The sequence below is a fragment of the Desulforamulus profundi genome, assembly GCF_002607855.1.
Genome location: NZ_AWQQ01000055.1, coordinates 23,236 through 42,453 on the forward strand (window position 1 = coordinate 23,236; position 19,218 = coordinate 42,453).

21 protein-coding genes and 2 pseudogenes are annotated in these 19,218 nt (G+C 51.5%); all 23 read left to right on the forward strand.

Annotated elements, in window-relative coordinates; genetic code table 11:
* Positions 1 to 14 precede the first annotated feature (14 nt).
* The 23 genes and pseudogenes from P378_RS10035 to P378_RS19000 all read left to right on the forward strand — a co-directional run bounded on the left by P378_RS10035 (position 15) and on the right by P378_RS19000 (position 18,980).
* On the forward strand, positions 15 to 1,040 hold the full coding sequence (locus tag P378_RS10035; RefSeq protein WP_099083160.1) for a peptidylprolyl isomerase: 1,026 nt from the start codon (positions 15 to 17) through the stop codon (positions 1,038 to 1,040).
* A gap of 132 nt (positions 1,041 to 1,172) precedes the next feature.
* Positions 1,173 to 1,733, forward strand: coding sequence for a stage V sporulation protein T (gene spoVT, locus P378_RS10040; RefSeq protein WP_099083161.1), 561 nt, complete (start codon positions 1,173 to 1,175; stop codon positions 1,731 to 1,733).
* A 270-nt stretch (positions 1,734 to 2,003) separates the two neighbouring features.
* On the forward strand, positions 2,004 to 3,539 hold the full coding sequence (gene yabN / locus P378_RS10045; RefSeq protein WP_099083162.1) for a bifunctional methyltransferase/pyrophosphohydrolase YabN: 1,536 nt from the start codon (positions 2,004 to 2,006) through the stop codon (positions 3,537 to 3,539).
* 50 nt (positions 3,540 to 3,589) lie between these two features.
* Complete coding sequence (locus P378_RS10050; RefSeq protein WP_274378694.1) at positions 3,590 to 3,919, forward strand: HU family DNA-binding protein; 330 nt, start codon at positions 3,590 to 3,592, stop codon at positions 3,917 to 3,919.
* 29 nt (positions 3,920 to 3,948) lie between these two features.
* Positions 3,949 to 4,194, forward strand: coding sequence for an RNA-binding S4 domain-containing protein (locus P378_RS10055; RefSeq protein WP_099083164.1), 246 nt, complete (start codon positions 3,949 to 3,951; stop codon positions 4,192 to 4,194).
* Between the two features lie 114 nt (positions 4,195 to 4,308).
* Positions 4,309 to 5,259 (forward strand): SpoIID/LytB domain-containing protein, encoded by a 951-nt coding sequence (locus P378_RS10060; RefSeq protein ID WP_099083237.1) that lies wholly within the window; start codon positions 4,309 to 4,311, stop codon positions 5,257 to 5,259.
* Positions 5,260 to 5,551: 292 nt separating this feature from the next.
* The gene (gene yabP / locus P378_RS10065; protein WP_099083165.1) at positions 5,552 to 5,836 is read left to right on the forward strand and encodes a sporulation protein YabP; all 285 of its coding nucleotides are present in this window, start codon (positions 5,552 to 5,554) and stop codon (positions 5,834 to 5,836) included.
* A 95-nt stretch (positions 5,837 to 5,931) separates the two neighbouring features.
* Complete coding sequence (gene yabQ, locus P378_RS10070; protein WP_238473105.1) at positions 5,932 to 6,501, forward strand: spore cortex biosynthesis protein YabQ; 570 nt, start codon at positions 5,932 to 5,934, stop codon at positions 6,499 to 6,501.
* Positions 6,502 to 6,677: 176 nt separating this feature from the next.
* Positions 6,678 to 6,914 (forward strand): bifunctional helix-turn-helix transcriptional regulator/alpha/beta hydrolase, encoded by a 237-nt coding sequence (locus P378_RS10075; RefSeq protein WP_099083167.1) that lies wholly within the window; start codon positions 6,678 to 6,680, stop codon positions 6,912 to 6,914.
* Positions 6,911 to 7,360, forward strand: coding sequence for an FtsB family cell division protein (locus P378_RS10080; protein ID WP_099083168.1), 450 nt, complete (start codon positions 6,911 to 6,913; stop codon positions 7,358 to 7,360). Before P378_RS10075 ends, P378_RS10080 begins: the two co-directional genes overlap by 4 nt.
* A gap of 93 nt (positions 7,361 to 7,453) precedes the next feature.
* Positions 7,454 to 7,837 carry a S1 RNA-binding domain-containing protein gene (locus P378_RS10085; protein ID WP_099083169.1) on the forward strand — a complete coding sequence of 128 codons (384 nt, stop codon included), beginning with the start codon at positions 7,454 to 7,456 and terminating at the stop codon, positions 7,835 to 7,837.
* A 429-nt stretch (positions 7,838 to 8,266) separates the two neighbouring features.
* Positions 8,267 to 8,482 (forward strand): annotated as a pseudogene (locus tag P378_RS22950) (Ppx/GppA phosphatase family protein); the annotation flags it as partial.
* Positions 8,483 to 8,664: 182 nt separating this feature from the next.
* Positions 8,665 to 8,949 (forward strand): Ppx/GppA phosphatase family protein, encoded by a 285-nt coding sequence (locus P378_RS22955; protein ID WP_274378692.1) that lies wholly within the window; start codon positions 8,665 to 8,667, stop codon positions 8,947 to 8,949.
* Positions 8,950 to 9,026: 77 nt separating this feature from the next.
* Positions 9,027 to 11,501 carry a stage II sporulation protein E gene (gene spoIIE / locus P378_RS10095; RefSeq protein WP_099083170.1) on the forward strand — a complete coding sequence of 825 codons (2,475 nt, stop codon included), beginning with the start codon at positions 9,027 to 9,029 and terminating at the stop codon, positions 11,499 to 11,501.
* Positions 11,502 to 11,809: 308 nt separating this feature from the next.
* Positions 11,810 to 12,324: pseudogene (tilS, locus tag P378_RS24500) on the forward strand (tRNA lysidine(34) synthetase TilS); the annotation flags it as partial.
* Positions 12,325 to 12,924: 600 nt separating this feature from the next.
* A complete protein-coding gene (tilS, locus tag P378_RS21630; RefSeq protein ID WP_238473118.1) occupies positions 12,925 to 13,194 on the forward strand; it encodes a tRNA lysidine(34) synthetase TilS in 270 nt (89 codons plus the stop codon).
* Positions 13,195 to 13,254: 60 nt separating this feature from the next.
* Entirely contained in the window at positions 13,255 to 15,081 is a 1,827-nt protein-coding gene (gene ftsH / locus P378_RS10105; RefSeq protein ID WP_099083171.1) for an ATP-dependent zinc metalloprotease FtsH, read from the forward strand.
* Between the two features lie 113 nt (positions 15,082 to 15,194).
* Positions 15,195 to 15,644, forward strand: a complete 450-nt coding sequence (gene ndk, locus P378_RS10110; RefSeq protein ID WP_099083172.1) for a nucleoside-diphosphate kinase — start codon at positions 15,195 to 15,197, stop codon at positions 15,642 to 15,644.
* 107 nt (positions 15,645 to 15,751) lie between these two features.
* Entirely contained in the window at positions 15,752 to 16,150 is a 399-nt protein-coding gene (locus tag P378_RS10115) for a thioesterase family protein (protein WP_099083173.1), read from the forward strand.
* Positions 16,151 to 16,383: 233 nt separating this feature from the next.
* Positions 16,384 to 18,084, forward strand: a complete 1,701-nt coding sequence (locus P378_RS10120; RefSeq protein WP_099083174.1) for a formate--tetrahydrofolate ligase — start codon at positions 16,384 to 16,386, stop codon at positions 18,082 to 18,084.
* A 53-nt stretch (positions 18,085 to 18,137) separates the two neighbouring features.
* Positions 18,138 to 18,293: a hypothetical protein gene (locus P378_RS19560; RefSeq protein WP_180261058.1), complete on the forward strand. Its 156-nt coding sequence runs from the start codon at positions 18,138 to 18,140 to the stop codon at positions 18,291 to 18,293.
* Between the two features lie 87 nt (positions 18,294 to 18,380).
* Positions 18,381 to 18,644 (forward strand): methenyltetrahydromethanopterin cyclohydrolase, encoded by a 264-nt coding sequence (locus P378_RS10125; RefSeq protein ID WP_099083175.1) that lies wholly within the window; start codon positions 18,381 to 18,383, stop codon positions 18,642 to 18,644.
* Between the two features lie 114 nt (positions 18,645 to 18,758).
* Positions 18,759 to 18,980, forward strand: a complete 222-nt coding sequence (locus P378_RS19000) for a hypothetical protein (protein WP_143338459.1) — start codon at positions 18,759 to 18,761, stop codon at positions 18,978 to 18,980.
* Positions 18,981 to 19,218: the final 238 nt, after the last annotated feature.

Consider the following 19,218-nt stretch of genomic DNA (forward strand, 5'->3'; position numbering starts at 1 on the left):
GGGGAACTTGTGTAGTGAAAAGTAAATTTTTTCGTTTAGGCCTGCCGTTGCTGTTTAGCCTGGCCTTATTCTTTACAGGCTGTGCCAATAATAAGGCCAATGTGGTGGCCACCGTGAACGGGAAGGAAATTACCCGGCAGGAACTGGACAAGCGGTTAAATGTAGCAGCCAAACAATTTGGCATGGATTTAAATAGCGAAGCCAATAAGGAAATGAAAGCCCAAATAGAACAAGGGATTTTGGATGAATTGATCGTACAAACCCTGATTGTTCAGGAAGCCGAGAAGCAAAAACTGACCCCCTCCAAAGAGGAAGTCGACAAAGAGTTTAATGAAATCAAAGCCAGTATCGGCAAAGAAGAAGACTTTAAGAAAGCCCTGGAAGAAGCCAAAATGACCGAGCAGGATGTAAGGGACAATATTGTTTTAAAAAATGCTTATACCAAGCTCTATGAAAAGGTAACCGCCGACACCAAGAAACCCACTGAAGAGGAAATTACTAAGTTTTATAATGAACATAAGGATATGGAACCCATTGGTACCCCCGAGCGACTGGAAGTAAAACATATGTTGTTTGCCATTGACAGCAAGCAGGCCAATGCTCCCAAGCGCACCGACAAGGAAGCGCTGGAAGCGGCCAAACTGGCCCTGGCTGAAGTTACCCAGAAGGGCCGTGACTTTGCTTCGGTGGCCAGGGAATTGTCCGATGACCTGGGAACCCGGGAAAACGGCGGCAGCTATACCATTGACAAGGGGACCGGCACCACCGACCCGGACTTTGAAAAGGCTGCAGTGGCACTGAAACCCGGCGAAATTACCCGGGAGCCGGTAAAAAGCGCCTATGGCTATCATATTATTAAGCTGGAAAAGATCTTACCGGCGACCCAGAAGTCCCTGGACGAAGTCAAGGACACCATTGTTGCCCAGTTGGAGGGCGAAGCAAAGCAAGCCAAATTTTCCCAGTACGTTGAGGGTTTGAGAAAAAATGCCAAGGTCGAGAACAAATTAGCCCCAAAAACAGGGGATTCGTCAAAAAAATAGATGAAAAACCAAAACCCGAAAATAAAGTTCTAACGATGGAAAAATATGAATAACACCTTCCCTCCCGTTATATACTATCAATGAAGATTAATCCGCGTAGATTATGCAGAAAAAGGAGGGAAGGAAACTCATATGAAAGCAACGGGTATTGTTCGTCGTATTGACGATTTAGGTCGAGTGGTTATACCAAAAGAGATTAGAAGAACATTGAGGATTCGTGAAGGAGACCCCCTGGAGATTTTTGTGGATAGGGAAGGTGAAGTAATTCTTAAAAAGTACTCACCCATCGGCGAATTAGGCGATTTTGCAAAGGAATATGCCGATTCGTTATATGAAGCCCTGGGTCATATCGCCTGCATTGCTGACCGGGACACCATCATTGCTGTGGCTGGGGCTCCGAAAAAAGAATTTATCAACAAACCCATTGGCCCCAATGTTGAGAAAGTCATGGAAGATCGGAAGGCTGTCGTTATAAACAACCCGGGCAACGATCCTCATTGTAAGGAATGTGGCATCACGGAGGACGGCGAATGCAAATATTCTTCAGAAGTTATTGCTCCGATTATTTCTGAAGGGGACCCAATCGGCGCAGTTATCCTAGCCTCCAAAGATCCGGACGTCAAGATGGGAGAAATGGAACTCAAACTGGCCGAAACTGCCGCCGGTTTCCTGGCTAAACAAATGGAACAATAAATCACGATAAAAGGGCCGAACAGGCCCCTTTTTTTGTGTTCGTGGGTATTCCTTTGGGGTCTGGCCTAACGGGTATTGCTTAGGGGTCCAGTTGAAGGCCTTTTGGGCCATTCTCTAGGGTCCTGTTTTTAGCAAAACAATACTAACAACTGGACCCACCAGGAATACCCGAAAGTCTAAGTACTGGACCTAAAAGAAATACCCTTAAGTCTAATAGCATAAGAGCTGCTCATGGAGAAATACCTTTGGGCTACAAGGAGGAGATTGTAATTGGACAACCTTATCACCATCGTGGGCCTCGGCCCCGGGGACCCGGGGATGATCCCCCTGCGGGTCTGGGAACTCTTAAACTCCGGCAGGCCGGTTTACCTGCGTACTGCAGTTCACCCCACCGTGAAATGGTTAGATCAAAAGGGCCTGTCCTATCGTTCCCTGGATCACCATTACCGGCAGGCGGCTACCTTTGAAGAAGTCTACCTGAACATTGCCGGGGAAGTGGTGGCAGCGGCTCAGGAAGGGCCGGTTATTTATGCCGTGCCAGGTCACCCGATGGTGGCGGAAGAATCTGTCCGCCTGGTCCTGGACCTGGCTGCCCGGCAGGGCATCAACACCCGCGTAATCCCCGCCATGAGCTTCCTGGATGCTCTGTCCGCCACCCTGGGGTTGGACCCCTGCAAAGGTCTACATATTATCGATGCCCTGCAGTTGGACGAACAGCAGCCGGACCCCAGGGTTGGGACGGTGCTAACCCAGGTTTACGACCGCATGACCGCCGGTGATACCAAGCTCAGCCTGATGGAGATATACCCGGACGAGCACCAGGTTACCGTCGTAAGGGCGGCGGGGATTCCGGGAGAAGAAAGGATTGAGCAGGTCCCCCTTTATGAACTGGACCGGTTATCCTGGATTGATCACCTGACCAGCCTTTATATCGGCCCTTTACCGGAAGCAGAGGAAGGCGAGGAGGCCGGGTCTGTTGCCGGGGAACCCTGTGGCGCCGGCGAAGATGCTGTCTACGCCTGTTCCTTCCCATTAGACCCTTTGGTGGAAGTGATGGCGGCACTGAGGGCGGAAAACGGCTGTCCCTGGGACAGGGAACAAACCCACCAAAGTCTGAAACAGTATCTGATTGAAGAAACCTATGAGGTAATTGAGGCCCTGGACGAAGGGCAAATGTATAAAATATGTGAAGAATTGGGAGACTTATTACTACAAATCGTTTTTCATGCACAAATTGCCAGTGAAAACAGGCAGTTTGATATGAACGACGTGGTGCTGTCCATCACAGAAAAGATGCTGAGAAGACACCCCCACGTTTTTGGCACCACCCATGTTAACAACAGCCAGGAGGTACTGATCAACTGGGATAAGATCAAGGCCCAGGAACAGGGAGAACAAACCAAAAAGCCGTCCTACCTGGGGAATATCCCCAGGGCACTGCCCGCTCTGCTGCGGGCTGAAAAGGTGCAAGCCAAAGCCGCCCGGGTAGGTTTTGACTGGCCGGATTACACCGGCGCATTGGACAAGGTCTACGAAGAGCTGAAGGAAGTCCTCCAGGCTCTGGAAAACCGGCAGGCCGCGGCAGTGGCAGAAGAGGTGGGGGATTTGCTCTTTGCCGTGGTGAATTTGGCGAGGCTGCTGCATGTCGAAGCAGAGGGGTCTTTAACCCGCACCACCGACAAGTTTATCAAAAGGTTTCAGTACATCGAACAGCAAGCCCTGCAAAACGGGCAGGAACTCTCGCAGTTGACCCTGGAACAAATGGACCGGTGGTGGGAAGACTCAAAAAAATCAAAATTTGAATAAAAATAGCAGGAGATTTTGCTTCCTGGGAGGAAAACCCAATAAAATAGCGAATTAGCAAAAATAGTTATTCTGATTTCAAGGAGGGTCCTTATTTGAACAAGGCCGAACTGATTTCTGCTGTAGCAGAAAAAACCGAACTGAGCAAAAAAGATGCTGAAAAGGCAGTCTCCGCAGTATTAAGCAGCATTGAGGACGCGCTGTCCAAAGGAGACAAAATCCAACTGGTAGGTTTTGGCACCTTTGAGTCCAAACCCCGCAAAGCCCGCGAAGGCCGCAACCCCCAAACAGGGGAAGCCATCCAAATCCCTGCCACCAGAGTTCCTGTATTTAAGGCCGGCAAGGTATTAAAGGATGCCGTAGCCAACCTGCCTGTGGAATAAGCTTTAAAATTTTTGGAGGTACTTGTGGTTTGAGACTGGATAAGTTCCTGAAGGTTTCCAGGGTCATCAAACGCCGGACCCTGGCCAAAGAGGTCTGTGACGGCGGTCAGGTGCTGGTGAACAACCGCGTTGCCAAGGCGGGTCTTGAGGTTAAGCCCGGGGACAAGGTTGAGCTGAATTTTGGAGCCAGAAAACTGGTGTTTGAAATTCTGGAAATTAAAGAAACGGTTCCTGCAAAAGAAGCAGCCAGTCTGTATAAGGTTATTGAACATTAAGTATTTGCCAACTTTAGGGCACTTCCCCGGTGGAAGTGTCCTTCTTATTTCCACATATTTTTGGTTAAACATGAAGAAAATAAGACAAACAATGAAAAACGGAGGGGTTTTGCCTTGAGAAAATGTTGTTTGTCTGTTCTTACATTGCTCCTGTTGGTTACCTTTCTTGCTCTGGGGTGCCAGCTGGCCAGGAAACCGGCCGCCCCCGGCCCCAGGCAATACAAGGAAGAGCCCACTATCAGTCTCTTTGTCAATGAGACGGGCGAAAAGAAGCAAATTAAGTTAGAGGAGTACGTGACCGGGGTGGTGGCGGCGGAAATGGAACCCGCCTGGCCGGTGAATGCCCTGGCGGCCCAGGCCATTTTAGCCCGTACCTTCACCATGGAAAACATTGAAGCCGGCCGGGTAAAAAAACTGCACGGTACCGATGTATCCACCAGTGTGGAAGAATCCCAGGCTTATGACCCCTCCCGCATAACGGATAATGTTCGGCAGGCGGTCCAAAAAACCAGGGGAGAGGTCATCACGCATAACGGCAGGTACATCAAGGCCTGGTTTTCTGCCAGCAACGGCGGCAGAACCGCCAGTGCCGCCGAGGGACTGGCCTATCACAAGACACCTACCCCTTATATCAAAGCCAATGCAAACGACCCTGCGTCTGTGCAAAACACGCTGCCGGAAATCCGGCAGTGGACGGCGACAATTCCCGGCACCAAGGTCCGGGAGGCGGTAAAGAGTATCTCCGGCCAGGACCCCGGCCCCTTGACATCCGCCGCCATCGCTAAAAAGGGCCCGTCAGGGCGCACGGTTCAAATGAAGATCAACAATGCGGTGGTGGGAGGTCCCGCCTTCCGCCTGGCAGCGGGCAGCACCGAAATCCGTTCCATGTTTTTAACCAATGTGTCCGTGCAGGGGGGCAACCTGGTACTCACCGGCAAAGGGTTCGGCCACGGTGTGGGCATGTCTCAATGGGGTGCCAAAAACATGGCGGAAAACGGCACTTCCCCCGAGGACATCATCCGCTTCTACTTTAAGGACATTAACATTGAAAAACTGTATAGATAGAAAAGACGGCCTAGCGCCGTCTTTTTGACTTAGGGTATTTCTTTCGGGTCCTGTCTTTAGACTTACGGTATTCCTTACGGGTCTAGTTGTTAGTAGTTTCTGATTTAACAACAGGACCTTATAGAATGACCCCAAAGGCCAGCAACTGGACCCTATAGCATTACTCATAAGGCTAGCAAGCAGACCCCAAAGAAATACCCATAAGGCTAACAGGAATACCCCAGAGCCTGCCAGCATATATTTTACCGTGGAATTTTACCTGGTCGAAGTCCGCTGTGAACGGAGGGGTACTGTGGAACAGTACGGCAAGCATATTTTAAGTATTGAAGGCCGGAAAAAACTAACATTAGAGGGTGTCCATCACGTGGGGAGTTTTGATGAGCAGGAGATCACCCTGGATACCAATATGGGGTTTTTGCAGTTAAAGGGAGAGGGGATGCACATTACCCATCTTAACCTCGACCAGGGCAGTTTGGTGGTGGAAGGAGTTATCAACGGTTTGGAATATGTGGAAGGCCGATCCGCCAAAGGCACCAAAGCCAGGGGCAAAGGCTTTATCAACCGGTTACTTAAGTAACTGAAAGAAGAGATGTACAGGGTTGGTTGTTAGAGTGGGGAATAGGCACTCTCACCTCTAATCTCACCTCTCACCTCTCACCTCTCAAAAAGGTGGTGCAGCAATTGGTTCCCTTGATGGATCAGTTTTATTATTTTGCGTTAACCATTGTTATCGGTATGGTAGCAGGCTTTTGTTACGACCTTTATAAGGTGACCAGGGGGACCTTAAAACTGCGCAGGATCGGCACGGCTCTGGGGGACGTGTTATTTTGGCTTGTGCTGACAGTGGTTGTCTTTGTACTGCTCCTGTTGGGCAACTGGGGTGAAGTCCGGGTATATGTTATGTTGGGCCTGGCCCTGGGAGCCGTTATTTATTTAAATATTTTCAGCCGGCGTACAACCTCAATCATCCAGTGGACCTTTAGAACCCTTCATCAGCTATGGAGATGGTTTATCAAAGCCCTTTCATTTACCTGGCGTATGGTATGCCTTCCTTTCAGGGGGGTTTATTTGCTGGTGGCCATTCCCCTTGGGTTTGTGGTGGGTGTCACGGGGAAAGTCCTGAGGGGAACCAGGACGGTTCTCAATAAGCTGCTGGGTCGACCGGTACGGCGTGTAAAACAAAGTTTCAGAAATCGAATCTCTTCGATATTTCCGATTTTTGAATACAAAGACAAGGACTAACAGGACAAAAGTCCTGTTTTCTCCTTTTTTGGGGGAATACTTCGTATTCTTTTCTTGCAAACAGCTAGGAAAAAACCAGGCTTGTAGTAATATTGTAGTAATAATGTAATAAATTTGTACACAGCTTGTGAATACTTTGTGGATAACATGTGGATTCCGGTCGGGGGTTGGACAAAGTGCAGGTGGAAATAAGAGGTGCAGAGAAACTCAGCTTCCGAGAACGCCAGGTGGTAACCCTCAAGGAAATGGGTTACTCCACAGAGAAAATTGCCGCCAAGTTAAAGCTTAGTCCCAGTTCCGTGGCCACTTTGTTTAACCGGGCTCGTACCAAGGGATATCAAGTTGTAATTGTGATACCAGGACAGAACCTGGGCTTGTTTGGCCCCGAGGATGAGGAGGAAGTGGGCGAATGATTTCCACAGGAAAAGGCAGGGTTGCAGAACTAAAGCTGCACCGGGAAAATAAAGAACAGATTGGAGCGGTCCGGCGCAAGCGCGGAAAAAGTAAACTGGTGCTGTTTTTTTCGGTTGCCCTTGCAGCGTATTTTGTTTTTTCCCTGGGCAGCCAGTTTAACAAGCTGCATGCCATGCAAAGCAATATGGATTCCCTGCAAAGTCAGGTGGAAGAGTTAAAGAGCAGGAATGCAGCATTAAGGCAGGAAATTAAGCAAATTAAATCGGATTCTTATGTTGAGCAGGTGGCCAGGGAGCAACTGGGACTGGTGAAACCGGGAGAAACCCTGGTGGTGCAGGCCCAGTCTCAGCAGGAAAACAATAAAAAGCCACAGACCACCCCATCAAAGGAAAACAAACCACAGGGGGAGACCTTTAACGTACCCTACAAGAACATCTACGACTGATTGGGCCATCCGTATTGACACCTCTCATGCTGTTACAATATACTTTTACTAAGTAATGTTTGGTTTGCCAATTAAGGAGGCACTTGCAAGTACATGTCGTTGGAACAGGGTAATATCGTAGAGGGTGTCGTTACCGGGATTACGAATTTTGGTGCATTTGTAGAGCTACCGGGCGGCCAGACCGGGCTGGTGCACATTTCCGAAGTTGCCGAAGTGTATGTGAAGGATATTCATGAGTTTCTCAAGGTAAACGACAAGGTGAAAGTCAAGATTATTTCGGTGGATCCCAAAGGAAAGATCGGGCTGTCTCTAAAGCAGGCCAATCCTTCGCCAACTAAGGCTCCCCGCAAACCCAAATTTGAACCTTCCTTTGAAGACAAACTGGCCAAATTCATGAAAGAAAGTGACGAACGGTTGTCTGACCTGAAAAGGCAAACCGATTCCAAAAGGGGCGGCCGCGGCGGCCCCAGGTACTAAGTTCAACTCCGTTATATAAGCATTCTCTGTTTGAGGGAATGCTTATTTGTATGCTATGGGGTATTCCTTTTGGGTCCAGCCATCAGCCCTTGGCCCTCAGCTTTTTTTAAAGGCTGAAGGCTGACGGCCGATGGCCAGAGAATAAGAGTAATGTTTTGCAGAAAGGGTAATGGGGAGAATTGGATTAACATGACGAGTAGGAGGAAATACTGTGCTTCTCGCCAGCATCGATATCGGTACCAACTCAACCAGGTTTTTGTTAGCGGAAGTGAACGGTGGTACGGTTACTGCCTTGAAAAGCGGCCTGATTACCACCCGCCTGGGGCAGGGGATTAACCATGGCCGCCTGCTGCCCGAGGCCATGGAGCGAACCGTTTTAGCCATTGAAGCGTTTTTAAAGGAGATAGGACCYTTCATCCCCGGGGCATTATTGCCGCTGCTACCAGCGCCGTCAGGGATGCGGCCAACAGGGAGGAATTTCTCCGGCTCACCCGGCAGAGGACCGGGTTGGAAGTGGTTGTCCTGTCCGGAGAGAGGGAAGCGGCTGCCAGCTACCGGGGAGTACTGGCTGGTCTGCCCATTGCTGCGGGTTCCAGCATGGTCCTGGATGTGGGCGGTGGCAGCACCGAGATGATTTGGTTCGGACAGGAGGGGGTCCGTTATGTCAGCCTGCCCGTAGGGGCCGTGCGAATGACTGAAGGAGGCCACACCGAAGAACAGATCCGGGAACTCCTGGCCCCTGCCCTGGGGGAAGTCAAGAACCGGCAGGGGAAAGACCTATCCTTGGTAGCGGTGGGGGGACTGCCACCACCCTGGGGGCCATGTCTTTGCAGCTGGCGCAATACCGGCCGGAACGGGTTCACGGCTGTTTCCTCCCGTTGCCGGAAATTGAACGCTTGCTGGCCATGCTGGTGGCAGCGGGACCCGAAGGAAGGAAAAAAATCGTTGGCCTGCAGCCGGAGCGGGCCGACATTATTCTGGCCGGTGTAACCATTGTGAAAATTGTCCTGCAAAGCTTGAACCTGAAGGGTTTGACGGTCTCCGAGAGCGATCTCCTGCATGGCCTGGTGTGGGAATTAGCGCAGCAATTGTCGAAACAAAAATTGGAATAACCTACCAATAATGACAGATATTTTCCACCCCCTATACTATAATGGAGCAAAAGCGACAAAGTAAGGGGTGGGATAGGTTGTTTGATCGCATTGATATCTATACATACCACAGGGCCGGACAGGGGTCAAAGACAAAGAAGGAACCTCGTTGCCGTCAGAGTGCACCCACCGTTAAAAAAACACAAACCCGGGAAAGGAAGCTTTCTTTGGCATGGGTTGGACGAGTTTTAGCCAGGGAAAGTCTTCTTCTCTGCTTGGTGGGATTCTTTTTGGGACGGGCGGTGCTACTGGGAGAACTGTCTCCCTTTGGGGTCAGCTTTGTATCTGCCGTGACCTGGACCTTTGGGCCCATGCCGCTGCTGGTAATATCGGTTATCCTTGGTCTTTTCTCGGTTACCGGGGGTGTTCAATTTTGGAGCACAAGCGCCATTGTGATTGCCGGTTTTTTCACCATTCTGTCCGTGAAGCCCCAGATCAACCGGCCCTGGCTGATGATCCCGGGGGTTGTGGCAGTCACAACGCTCACCGTTAAGAGTATTTTTACCAGTGCGCAGGGGCCGGCCCTCTATCCGTATATCACCGCAGGCTTTGAGTCTGTTTTTGCCGGCGTTCTCACCTGTCTGTTTTTACAAGCCCTAACCCCCTTTGTCAGGGGAAGCCTGCACAGGCCTATGTCCGGGGAAACAGCCTTTTGTTTTTTGGTGCTGGTGGCGGGCCTTATCGCCGGCACCGGCGGGCTGGAATATGAAACTGTAACCCTGCGGGGCGTTATCAGCCGGCTCATGATTTTACTGGGCGCCCTGGCCGGGGGCGCCGGTATGGGGGCCGCCACCGGCGCGGTGGTGGGAGTCATTCCCGGCCTCGCCTTTGTGGTGGCTCCGGTCATTGTGGGGGCCTACTCCTTTGCCGGAGTGCTGGCGGGGGCGGTGCGGAATTTTGGCAAACTTGCCGTGGCCGTGGGTTTTTTGCTGGGCAATATTGTTTTATCCATTTATGTTTCCGACTATGGTGACTTAAACGGAGTGCTGGCGGAGACGGCCATTGCCACCCTCCTGTTCCTGCTGTTTCCCGCCGGGCTGCAGGAAAAGATTAAAGAACACCTCCCCAGGTTGAACAAAGAAGCTCCGGCGGCAACACCCATGCAGGATACCCGCCTGAGGGAACTGACGGTGGACCGGATCCGCAACTGGGCCTCTATTTTTACCGAACTGTCGAGGAGTTTTGAACAGGTATCCACCACGGTTCAGCAGAGTCAGGAAGAACATGGCCTGCAGCAGTTGTTTTCCGAGGTGAGTAAAAAGGTCTGCGACGGCTGCGCCCTTTACCGGACCTGCTGGGAAAGGGACTTTTACCGGACCTATCAAAATATGCTGGACATGCTTTCAACGGTGGAACTGCAGGGCAAAATCACCATTGACGATCTTTCCGAAGACCTCAAGAAGCGCTGCGCCAGGCTGAAAGAGATGTCCATCACCATCACCTGCCTGTACGAAACCTACAAGGTGAACAACTACTGGCACCAGCGCCTGCTGGAAAGCAGGGAACTGGTATCCGAGCAGCTCAAGGGTGTTTCTCAAATTATGGAGAACATGTCCAGTGAACTGGAATTTGATGTGGAGCTGGACGGGGAAATTGATGAGGCGCTGCGGCACCAGTTTGACAGGCTGGGCATCCCCGTCGAGGATTTGTATACCTTGCATAAGGAAGACGGCTTAATGGAAGTGGGCGTGGTAAAGCCGGCCTGCCGGGGCGAAATGGAGTGCCGCTTCACCGTTGCTCCGGTGGTGTCGAAGGTGGTGGGCAGGAGTTTCAATGTTGCCAGCACCAACTGCCAGTTAAGGGAAGGCGAAGACAAGTGCTGCTTCAAGCTGTACCCTGCCTTAAAATACAATCTCGATATCGGGGTAGCCAAAATCGGCAAAGACGGCAATTCAATCTCCGGGGACAGCCACTCCATCCTCCAGTTGAAAGAAGGCCGCATGGCCCTGCTGCTGTCCGACGGCATGGGGACGGGTCCCAAGGCAGCCAAGGAAAGCGGCACCATTGTCTCCCTGCTGGAGCATTTGCTGGAGTCCGGCTTTGGTCAGGATTTGGCGGTTAAGACGGTCAATTCTATCATGATGCTGAGGTACACCGAAGAAACCTTCTCCACCGTAGACCTGGCGGTGGTGGATCTCTACACGGGTAACGGCACCTTTTTAAAGATTGGCGCGGTGCCCAGTTACATCGTGCGGGGGCGCCGGGTGGGGATTATTAAAGCCAATACCCTGCCGGTGGGTGTGGTGGAAAACCTGCAGTTCGCATCCGTGAACAGGGTGCTGGAAGAAGGGGACCTGCTGGTGATGGTCAGCGACGGCATCTTAGACGCCTGCCGGGGCACCGATGCGGACCAGGACCAGTGGATGACCGCCATACTGCAAAACCTGGGTAAAATGGGTGCCCAGGAAGCCGCAGACGTCATCCTGGAGTCAGCCCAAAATGCTGCCGGCGGTCGCATACCGGATGACATGACGGTCATCACCGCCCGGCTGCAGACATCCTTGGAATCGTAATAAAGGGGTGAGAGGTGGGAGATTGAAAGGACTCCCGCCTCTCACTTTCTCGTTTTCCGGTTTTATAACCACACTGCAAAAGCATTTCTCCCATGTTAACAGCACCTTACATTTTAAACCCTGAGAATTTATGATGCCAAAAGACAGTTCCCCCGGCTGGCAGGATTTTAAATAACAAAGGAATATTCAGCCCCTTTTGGAAGGAGATTATTGGTAAGCGTTGAATCTATTATTATAGACTGGGGAGGCTGAGGAGATAGCCTATGGAGGTGTTGGCAAGGGTTCGCAAAGAAATTGCCCGGCATAAAATGGTTGAGCCGGGGCAATTGATTATTGTGGGGGTTTCCGGCGGACCGGACTCCGTGGCACTGTTACATATTTTCCGTAGCCTGGCAGGGGAACTGGGAATATCGCTGCACGTCGCTCATCTGAACCACCTGTTCAGAGGAGAGGAAGCAAGAAAAGATGCCTGCTTTGTCAGGGAGTTGTGTTCACGGTGGAAAATTCCCTGTACGGTTGAGGAACGAAATGTCCCTGCTTATGCCCGGGAAAAACGTTTATCGGCCCAGGTAGCAGCCAGAGAAGTACGCTACCAATTTTTTATGATGTTCTGGAAAAAACCGGGGGAAACAAAATTGCCCTGGCCCACCATGCCAACGACCAGGCGGAGTCGGTTTTAATGAATTTTCTGCGGGGCGCAGGACTCAGCGGGTTGTCCGGCATCCCTCCGGTCAGGGATAATCTTTTTATACGTCCCCTGCTAAGCATCCGGCGGGAGGAGATCTTGCAGTACTGCCAGGACCATGGCATCTCTTTCCGCACAGACAGCTCCAATTTAAAGACCCTTTACCGGAGAAATAAATTGAGGCACCGGCTGATTCCTTTGCTGGAACAAGAATATTCCCCGGGTTTGGTGAATATTTTGAACCGCATGGCAGAACAGGTCCGCAGCGAAGATGAATTTATGGAAGACCTGGCGCGGCATGCTTACAAACAGGTCCTCCTTTCCCAAGAAACCACCGGCCTGGTGCTTGATCGAATCCGGCTGGCCCGCCAGCCCGTCGCCCTGGCCCGGCGAATTATACGGATTGCCTGGGAAAACATCCATGGTTCCAAACAGGACCTGACCTTTGAGCATGTGGAGCACCTGGTTGAACGGTTATGGGGAGGCGGACCGGAAAGGGTCTGGCAACTTCCTGCCGGTATCAACGTCCGGCTGACCTATGACACGCTGGCTTTTCTGGCCCGGGAGCGGCAGGCTCCTATGACGACCTGTGAACTCCCTGTCCCCGGCAGTGTTGTCACGGAAACGGGATTGAAAATTACCAGCCAGGTCATAAGGAGAGAGGAGTTGCCGTGGCATCCCGGGGAACTGCCCGCCCACCAGGCGGTTCTGGACTATGACAGGGTAACCCTCCCGCTGATGGTAAGATTCAGGCAGGAGGGGGATGTTCTGGTTCCCTTCGGATTGGGTAAACGGGTAAAGCTGAAAAAGATGCTGATTGACCGCAAAGTACCCAGGCACCTGCGTGACAAAATTCCTCTGGTGGTGGAGCAAAAAACGGGCAGAATCGTATGGGTTGCCGGCATCCGTTTGGCCGATGACGTGGCAGTCGGCCACTCTACGGAAAAAGTGATTCTACTGAGCCTGGAAAATGGGAATGATAGTAATACGCAAATTGATAACAAATAACTCTTGTGGTAAAATATTGACTATCTTGGGACTCGGGCCTTGCAGGGAGGAGTGACATTTTTGAATAAGGTTCTTAAAAACCTTAGCATTTACCTGTTGATTGTACTGGTTATCATATTCTTGATTCAGTTCACAGGGGACAAAAAGACCACCATTGTTCCGCTGCGTTACGATGAGTTCATCAGCGCCTTGGAACAAAACAAAATTCAGAGTGTGGAAATGACCACCGACAAATCCACCAACATGATCACCGGCAAATTTAAAGACGGCCGGGATTTCCAAACGGATGGTCCCATACTCGACGATACTTTAATTCCCTTACTCAGGGAGAAAAACGTCCAATATAAACAGATTCCCCCTCCGGAACCGTCCTGGTGGGCAGGACTCTTAACCACCATGCTGCCCATCCTTATTTTTGTGCTGCTTTTCTTCTTCATGATGCAGCAGAGCCAGGGTGGCGGCAACCGGGTCATGTCCTTTGGCAAGAGCAAGGCCAAGTTACATACGGATGAAAAAAGAAAAATAACCTTTGAAGATGTGGCCGGGGCGGACGAAGTCAAAGAAGAACTGTCGGAAATCGTAGATTTTTTGAAGAACCCGAAAAAGTTTAACGAAATCGGCGCCAAAATCCCCAAAGGGGTGCTGCTCTTTGGACCCCCCGGCACCGGTAAAACCCTGCTGGCCCGGGCTGTGGCCGGTGAGGCAGGGGTGCCCTTCTTTTCCATATCCGGCTCGGACTTTGTGGAAATGTTTGTGGGTGTGGGTGCCTCCAGGGTCCGCGATTTGTTTGAACAGGCCAAGAAAAACGCCCCTTGTATCGTGTTTATCGACGAAATTGATGCCGTGGGACGCCAGCGGGGCGCCGGTTTGGGCGGTGGCCACGATGAACGTGAGCAAACCCTGAACCAGCTGCTGGTAGAAATGGACGGTTTTAATCCCAACGAAGGCATTATCATCGTGGCTGCCACCAACCGTCCGGATATTCTGGACCCCGCGCTGCTGCGCCCCGGTCGTTTTGACCGGCAGGTGGTGGTGGATCAACCGGATGTTAAAGGCAGAGAAGAAATTCTCAAAGTCCATGCCAAGGGGAAACCCCTGGAAGAGGATGTTAATTTAGAAGTGCTGGCCCGCCGCACCCCGGGCTTTACCGGTGCGGACCTAGCCAACTTGATGAATGAAGCGGCCCTGCTGGCGGCCCGTTTCGGCAAGAAAAAGGTCGGCATGCGTGAGTTGGAAGACTCCATTGAAAGGGTCATTGCCGGTCCGGAAAAGAAATCCAAGGTGATTTCCGAAAAGGAAAAACGTTTGGTATCGTATCACGAAGCCGGCCATGCTCTGGTGGGATACCTGCTGCCCAATACCGACCCGGTGCATAAGGTCTCCATTATTCCCCGGGGCCGGGCAGGCGGTTACACCCTGCTGCTGCCGAAGGAAGACCGCTACTACATGACCAAGTCCATGCTGCTGGACCATGTGGTCATGCTGCTGGGCGGCCGGGTGGCCGAGGATGTGGTGCTGAAGGAAATCAGCACCGGGGCGCAAAACGACCTGGAGCGGGCCACCGGCACCGTACGCCGTATGATTATGGAATACGGTATGAGCGAAGAACTGGGTCCCCTCACCTTAGGTCATAAACAGGATACTCCCTTCCTGGGCAGGGACATCGGCAGAGGCCGTAACTACTCCGAAGAAGTGGCCTATGCCATTGACCGGGAAGTGCGCAAGATGATCGATCAATCCTACAGCAAGGCGAAGGCCTTGCTTACCGAGCACAGAGATACCCTGGACAAAATTGCCATGGTATTAATGGAGAAAGAAACCATCGAAGCAGAGGAATTTGCCGAACTGATGCGGGAAGCCGGGCTGGAAAAGCCGGTTCATGCATAATAGGAAACACCGGTATTAGAAGCGTTGGACACCTGGGACATGACAGAGACGTTTTAAAATAAAGAGTGTGCCATTTAAGGCACACCTCTTTCGTATCAAGAGGAGGAAAACAAATGGAACGTACTTATTTAATGGTCAAGCCTGACGGAGTTCAACGGGGACTTGTGGGGCAAATTATCAGCCGTTTTGAACAGAGAGGCTATAAAATTGTTGGTCTCAAGATGATGCAGATCTCCCGGGAGATCGCTGAAAAACACTATGGGGAGCATGCAGGGAAACCCTTTTTCCAGGGCCTGGTTGAGTTTATTACCTCCGGTCCGGTGGTGGCCATGGTGGTGGAAGGAAAAGATGTGGTGGCCACCGCCCGTGAAATGATGGGCGCCACCAATCCTCTGAAAGCTGCTTCCGGCACCATTCGTGCCACCTTCGGGGTAGACGTGGGACGCAACATCATCCACGGTTCCGATTCCCTGGAAAGTGCCCAGCGTGAAATCGGCATCTTTTTCCGTCCCGAGGAACTGGTGGACTACGGGCGTGCCATTGACACCTGGATTTACGAGTAACTTTCATATCTTTAATTCTCCAGTGAAAAAGCTGGAGAATTTTGTTTTTAGGGTATAATAGAAGATATTGTATATTTATGAAAAAACTACCACAGGAGGGTTATTGGATGGAATTAAAAGTAGGTCTAACGCATGAAACAAGCATCACGGTAGCAGACAGTAATACAGCCATTGCCTACGGCAGCGGCGGGGTCAGGGTTTTTGCCACCCCGGCCATGATCGGGCTGATGGAAAAAGCCGCTCTGGAACTGGCGGATCAATGTTTGACCGAGGGACAAACCACCGTGGGCACCCTGGTCAACGTTAAACATACCGCCGCCACGCCCGTCGGCATGAAGGTGGTGGCCCGGGCTGAGCTAATCGAAATTGATGGCAAGCGCCTGGTCTTTAAGGTGGACGCTGCCGACGAAGCAGGTCCCATTGGCTCCGGCACCCATGAACGTTTCATTATTCACCTGGAGAAATTTTTGCAGAAAGTGGAAAGTAAGCTTACGGGTCAGGCTTAATGGTCGAGTCTTAAGGGGATTTCTATCGGGTCTTGTTGTTAGCCTTATGAGTATTTCTTATGGGTCCAGTTGTTAGTGTTTTATTGCCTTTTACAGGACCCTTAAGCATGATCCCAAAGTCTAACAACAGGACCCCAGAGGAATACCCTAAGGGCCAACAGCAACAGCCAATAGCTGATGGCGTTAAAGCGCTCCCCAAAGTGCAGAGAATTGATTAGAGGAGGTTACACTACATGAAGGTTGTCCCCAGCGACCTGGAGATTGCCCAGGCCCATAAAATGATTCCCATTACCGAGATTGCCGGAAGCATCGGTTTAGGAGAAGATGACATTGACCTTTACGGCAAATACAAGGCGAAAATCAACCTGGATGTCCTGAGAAAATTTAACGACAAACCCCTTGGCAAATTGATCGACATTACTGCCATAACGCCCACGCCCCTGGGAGAAGGGAAAACGGTAACCACCATAGGGTTAACCCAGGGCCTTGGCAAAATTGGCAAACAAGTTATTACCACCCTGAGACAGCCTCCATGGGACCGGTTTTCGGCATTAAAGGGGGGCTGCCGGCGGCGGTTACGCCAGGTGGTTCCCATGGAAGACATCAATATTCACTTCACCGGCGACATTCATGCGGTGGAAGCCGCCAACAACCTGCTGTCAGCCATGATTGACACCTCCATCCTGCTGGGCAATCCCTTAAACATCGACCCCATGACCGTCATGTGGAACCGGGTGCTGGATACCAATGACCGGGCCCTGCGGGATATTGTCATCGGTTTGGGCGGCAAGGAAAACGGCTATCCCCGCCAGACCAGCTTTGACATGGCGGTGGCCTCGGAAGTCATGGCCATCCTGGCATTGGCCGAAAACCTGCACGACCTCCGCCGGCGCCTGGGCCGCATTATTGTTGCCTATACCTACGACGGCAAACCGGTCACCGCAGAAGACCTGAAAGCCGCCGGTGCTATGACCGTAATGATGAAAGAAGCCCTCAAGCCAAACCTGGTGCAGACCTTGGAAGGACAGGCCTGCATCATGCATGCCGGACCCTTTGCCAACATTGCCCACGGCAACAACTCCGTCCTGGCGGACAAAATTGCTCTCCGGCTGGCGGATTACGTGGTAACCGAGAGTGGCTTCGGCTCCGACCTGGGCATGGAGAAATTCATGAATATTAAGTGCCGCCAGTCCGGCCTGCGTCCCAGCTGCGTAGTCATTACCTGCACCATCCGCGCCTTAAAGATGCACGGTGGCCTGGGCAATGTGGTGGCCGGCAAGCCCCTGCCCGAAGAATTAACCCGGGAAAACCTGCCCGCCCTGGCAAAGGGCTGTGCCAACCTGGCGCACCATATTCAAGTGGCCAGCTATTTCGGTGTGCCGGTGGTTGTCTCCATCAACCGCTTCACCCCGGATACCGATGCCGAAGTGGCACTGGTACGGGAAAAAGCCATGGAAGCAGGAGCGCTGGGGGCTTACCCCATCACGGTCTGGGCAGACGGCGGTGAAGGGGCGGTCGAACTGGCCGAGGCCGTTGTGGCTGCGTGCGAAAAGCCCGCGGATTTCCAACTGCTCTATCCGGACAACATCAGCATTAAAGAAAAGATTGAAATTCTGGCCACCAGGGTCTACAATGCGGACGGAGTGGTTTATGAACCCCTGGCAGAGCGCAAGATCAAGCAATTTGAGGACCTTGGCCTGGGGCACCTGCCCATTTGCATGGCCAAAACCCACCTGTCCATCAGCCACGACCCGTCCATGAAGGGACGCCCCGGGAACTATATCTTCCCCATCCGGGACATCCGGGCATCCGTTGGGGCCGGATTCCTTTACCCGCTGGCCGGAGCCATGCGTACCATGCCTGGCCTGGGGTCCAAACCCGCAGCCCATAACGTGGATATCGATGAATACGGGCGTACGGTAGGTTTATTCTAAAAAATGCAATGCGAAGAGACCGACCCTAACTCATCCTCTTTGCGGCATTGAGTTTGCTTTGTAAAAAAGAACGGTACCCCTGGCAGCAGCCAGGGGTACCGCAGGAGGATGTAGAGAAACTAGGGATCGATGCCGTAGCCAAAGCATCTACCAAAGAACAACAGGATCAGAACCAGGAAAAGAATGAACGAAATGTTGCTGCCAAATAAACCGCCATATGCTGTACCGCCCATGTGCATCCTCCTTTCTTTTTTACATAATATAGAAACCAATCGTTTGCCGGACCGACCAGCCTGGTGGCGGCTGTTTACAGTGCCTCCCGGGCCGTGCCGGTGGTACTGGAGCAGCTATTAAAGAAAGGTTTTCATAAGGAAGAAATTCTTTGGGCATGGGGAACCTGCCCGCTGCCCCCGCCGGTTGACGACCCCGTGACCCTGGCTGCCAGGAAACATACTGCCCTGCAATATGGCACCGTAACCAGTTACTGGGTGCGGACAGGGGATGAAAAGACTACAGATGCCCCGGCCGCTCGTTGCATCTTCCCACCCTTCGCACCTTAACCAATCCGCTGTTTCGTTTTACTTCTTCCCCGTAGCGTTGAAGGAACTTTGCGGTAAATAAAAACAAGCTAATCCGGGAAACACTAAGTATAAATTTTACCCGGAGGTGACTGCATGACTCTTCACGACAGGAGGCATACATTACAAACAGGTGTGCCCCACGAGCAGATGGTAACCCGTAAAGGGGAGTTGGTAAAAGGGACAACCGAGGACGAAACCAGCCAGAATGAAATGGCTCCCTGGGAGAGGGAGCAAATCAACAACCCCTTTAAAACACCGCCGAATAACCTTACAAATAAAGACGATGAGCATGTTGGAATGGGAGAAAAGGGATAATATCAGATAATACTCTCCAGGCTCTGCAAGTCATGAACCAGATCCTAACAAATTTAAAAAGTTTACTGTTTTAAAAAGGAAAACGTAATTGGCTTATAGAATATTCAAATAAATGAATTTGATATCCGGTTGGGAGTAATTGGAGATAACCCAAAGCAGGCAGTTTCCTGAGAGGTGCCCTTTTTTGTGTTAAATCCTTACTTCTGAAAGAAAAATGAAACGGCCTGTCTGTACATTA